The sequence below is a fragment of the uncultured Cyclobacterium sp. genome (assembly GCF_963976465.1).
Classification (GTDB): Bacteria; Bacteroidota; Bacteroidia; order Cytophagales; family Cyclobacteriaceae; genus Cyclobacterium.
Map to the genome: position 1 here is coordinate 1 of NZ_CAXBOC010000469.1, position 4,373 is coordinate 4,373.

Annotated in this window: 3 protein-coding genes and 1 pseudogene; all 4 read left to right on the top strand. The window is 37.0% G+C overall.

Features of this window, described 5'->3' with window-relative positions; translation table 11 throughout:
* Positions 1-853: pseudogene (locus tag AAC037_RS20445) on the top strand (cytochrome C); the annotation flags it as partial.
* 9 nt (positions 854-862) lie between these two features.
* On the top strand, positions 863-2,278 hold the full coding sequence (locus tag AAC037_RS20450) for an enolase C-terminal domain-like protein (RefSeq protein WP_339905216.1): 1,416 nt from the start codon (positions 863-865) through the stop codon (positions 2,276-2,278).
* Between the two features lie 508 nt (positions 2,279-2,786).
* Entirely contained in the window at positions 2,787-3,164 is a 378-nt protein-coding gene (locus AAC037_RS20455; RefSeq protein ID WP_339905217.1) for a response regulator, read from the top strand.
* 314 nt (positions 3,165-3,478) lie between these two features.
* Positions 3,479-4,373, top strand: an 895-nt coding sequence (locus tag AAC037_RS20460; RefSeq protein WP_339905219.1) for a BNR-4 repeat-containing protein, incomplete at its 3' end; no start/stop codon positions are given.

Here is a 4,373-nt window from a genome sequence, read left to right on the forward strand (position 1 = left end):
AAGATTAGATTATGGTTTAAGAACGCGTAATGGAATTGGTATCGGGGTGGATAATCAATTGTTCCTTACAGATAACCAAGGGCAATGGTTGCCGGCGAATAAATTAATTCATGTTCAAAAAGGCAATTACAACGGAATGGCTTGGGGTTTGAGCCAGGAAGAAGAGCAAAACCCTCCCAAAGCCAGCCCCCCAGCCATTTGGTTGCCCGACAAGGAAATAGGGAATTCCCCTTCTGAGCCGATTCTAATGCGAGATGGACCCTATAAAGGGCAAATGTTGCATGGAGATGTAAGTAACGGGGGGATCAAACGAGACTTTTTGGAAAAAATTAAAGGTCAATATCAAGGTGCGGTATTTAGGTTTTCTCAAGGTTTTAGTGCAGGTGTTAATCGACTCGTTTGGGGGCCTGATGGTGCTTTGTATGTTGGTGAAGTGGGAATGGTAGGAGGCTGGAGCTGGAAAGAAAATCAATATGGATTGGAGAAGATTCAATACAATGGTAAAAGTACTTTTGAAATGTTGTCCATTAAAGCCAAATCTGATGGGTTTGAAATTGAATTTACCGAAGCTTTGGATCGGAAAAATTTGAATGCTGTTTCAGATAAAATGGTTATCCAACAATATAGGTACGAAGCCACTGCTGCCTATGGAGGCCCAAAACTGGATTTGGAAGCATTGAAAGTCCGAGAGTTTTTGGTTTCCGATGATGGTATGAAAATAGAACTGAAAATTGATGGGTTGAAAGAAAACCATGTGGTCTATTTTAATTTACCATTTGACTTAAAAAGTAAAAATGGAAATAAATTGTGGTCTTCAGAGGCTTGGTACACCCTTAATAAAATCCCTAATTAACAAATTCCCATGGAAAAGAAAGACAATACTGGATTTAGCAGAAGAGCGTTTTTAAGTAGGTCTACCGTTGCTTTGGCAGCCGGTGGATTAGGTATCAGCCCTTCCTTTGGTTTTGGTAAATCTGAGAAAATAAGTAGAAAGATGAGAAATATAAAAATTACCCATACTGATTCAAATTTCGAGAGAGAACCTCTATATCCATACCGGTTTAAAGGCAGTGCCATTACGCAAGCTTGGCAGGCCGTTGCCTTGATGCAGTCGGAAAGTGGAATACATAAAATAGGAATTGGTACGCAAGGAACCCTATGGTCAGACAAGACAGTGTTCCAAAATCATTCTACGACCGGCGGGAACGCATTGATGTATGCAATGACTGAGCGGGCCTTACAAATAATTAAGGGCAATAGCTTTGTAGATCCCATTACTTTACTTGACGAGGTTTTACCGGAGGTGTATGCCTATGGGCAGAAGATTACCGGAAACCCGGACCTTAAAACCACCTTTGCCTTAAATTCATTGGTACCTGTAGACAATGCGGCTTGGCTATTGTATCAAGAAGAAAATGGCATGAAAAACTTTGATGAGATGATTCCCGAGGCTTATCGCCCCGGTCTATCTCAAAAACATGATAAAGTAGCCAGTATTCCTTCTTTTAGTGTGGGGGCTTCCATAAAAGACATAAAGGCTGCTGCAGACGAGGGGCATTTTATAATGAAATTGAAAACTGGAGCAGCCGGTACACAAAAGGAAATGCTTGCCAAGGATATTGAATTTTTGACAGCGGTTCACAAAACTTTAGGTGACCGGGAAACCCCCTATACAAAAAATGGTAAAATACCTTATTATTTCGATGTTAATGAAAGGTATGAAAAGAAAGAAACCTTGGAGCGTTTTCTTGACCATGCCAAAAAGATTGGGGCTTTTGATCAAATTGCTGTCATTGAAGAGCCTTTTGGAGAAAAAAACAAGGTCTTTGTGGGCGACTTAGGGGTAAGGATTGCCGCAGATGAAAGTGCCCATACCGTAGAAGATGCCTTGGAAAGAATTGAGCAAGGTTATTCTGCTATCGCACTAAAAGCCATTGCCAAAACCATGAGCATGACCATGAAAATTGCACAGGCGGCTTACGAAAAAAACGTGCCTTGTTTTTGTGCAGACCTTACCGTTAACCCAATTTTGGTGGATTGGAATAAGAATGTAGCAGCTAGATTACATTCATTTCCGGATATGCCACTAGGTTTACAGGAAACGAATGGTCATCAATATTATAAGAATTGGGATAAAATGGTAAGTTATCATCCAATGGCCAATGAGGAATGGGTGAAAACCAAAAATGGGGTTTACCCAACCGGTAAGGATTTTTATGAAAAGAGTGGGGGCATACTGGCACCAGTTCCACATTATGAACGAATGTTTGACCATTGATTTATTTACCTCAAAATAAGATGTATTGAAGGATTCTTTACTTTCGTTTTTCAATTTCGTTTTGATATGATTTTTAGGGTAATGCTGTAGAATAGGTGCGGTGTTACCCTAATTTTATGCTTTGAAATATTTTTTTTACATTTTTTTGTTGTTCCTGCCTTATAACCAAATTTGTTACTTGAGGAAATATTTAAAATGGCTAATAAGTTTTAAAACTTGCCTAGCATTTACATTAATTGTAATTGAGCTTTTTTTTTATTCATACCATCTAAATTTATAACTGATTAGATATTTTTTATTACATAACTAGGAATAGGTATAATTTTAAGAAAAAAAGACTGGATTATTTTTTTAATTCATCAAAGTTGATTTACATTTGAAAAAATGTATTTTAAATATACAAAAGTGCATATAAAATAAATGACCTGAACTAGTCCTAGTTTTAGTTCGGTTGTATTAGTTGAATTTGGGTATAAAATTTGAGTAGTTTCAAGTAAATAAGTAGAATGTGGAAATAGTATTGGTAGACGATGACCCAATCGTTATTTTGTTACAAAAGAAATTGATGCAGAAAGCAGGCATTTCTCATCAAATTATTTCATTCAATAATGGTGAAGAAGCTTTGTCCTTTTTGACTGATAAAGGTAATGAAAATAAATATCTAATGTTTTTGGATATTAATATGCCCGGATTGTCAGGGTGGGAAGTTTTAGATGAGTTTGAAAAAAACAACAAAGGCTTAGAATTGAAAGTTATTATAATCACCTCTTCCATTGAAGATGCTGATCGGCTTAAAGCCAAAACTTATGATAGGATTGTTGATTTTTGGGTAAAACCATTCAGTTTACAAGATTTTGTAAATTTGAAAGTAAACTATGGCCTATAATTATTCAGGCCAAACCGGGAAAAGTTGTAGGGTTGAGTTGTAATAAGCTTTGTACTTTTTATATAATTATTTTTTTAAATTTTTTGGGTTCACTTAACGTATTATTTTTCTCGTTTTATAGCATATTATTTTGTCTAGTATTTTTAGTTTGCGTAGTACAGGTAAATAGATTCAATGGCATTGAGTGAACAGGAATCGATAGATTGATCAAACGATATAGGAGAAATTTAAAACAAAAGAAATTTGTGAACCTATAATTTTGCTTTCTTTCTCTCCTTATTATGCATATGTTTGGGTCGTTAAAATCGAACCCTATGAAGATTTCATGTAACCTATTAGTTTTAAGTTTGTTGGTGTGTTTTTGTTTTACCGGAACCAGCCTGTTCGCACAAGAGAAATATCCTTCTGTGAATGGGTATAAAGGAATTTGGTTTACACTCGGACAAAAGTCTGAATTTGGAGACAAATATTCAGGAGGACTTGGTACTTATACAGCCAAGCATATCCCTCTTGCCATCTACTCACCGGAAGTAAACCGCACCTTTTTCGTATACGGTGGTACCAGGAGTGAAGATGAAAAGTACCTGTTATGCATGATAGGAGAATTTGACCACAACACCGGAATGGTTTCAAAACCTGTCATTGTCTACGATAAATTAGGCGTGGATGACCCCCATGACAATCCCAGTTTAGCGATAGACGAGCAAGGTTATATATGGGTTTTTGTAAGCGGAAGAGGAAGGAAAAGAATGGGCTTTAAATATAAAAGTACATTGCCTTACAGCACGGACTCCTTTGAGCAAATTTCAGAAGAAGAAATGACCTATCCCCAGCCAAAATACATTGCGGGTAAAGGTTTCCTCAATTTGTTTACCAAGTATACCGGTGTGCGACAACTGTATTTTGAAACGAGTAGGGATGGTGATAATTGGACGAAAGATAAGCAGCTAGTAGGCATTAAAAGACCTGAGGATAAAAACAGTGGCCACTACCAAATTTCCGGGAACCATGGAGAAAAAATTGTTTTTTTCTGTAACTGGCATCCCAATGGAAATGTGGATTTGAGAACCAACCTGTATTATTTTCAAACCGAAGATTTTGGAAAAACCTGGACAGATATACAGGGTAACGTGGTAAGCCTTCCGGTAACAGATATTGCTTCCTCAGGCCTGGTCAAAGAGTATTTTAGTCAAAAAAGAAATGTATATC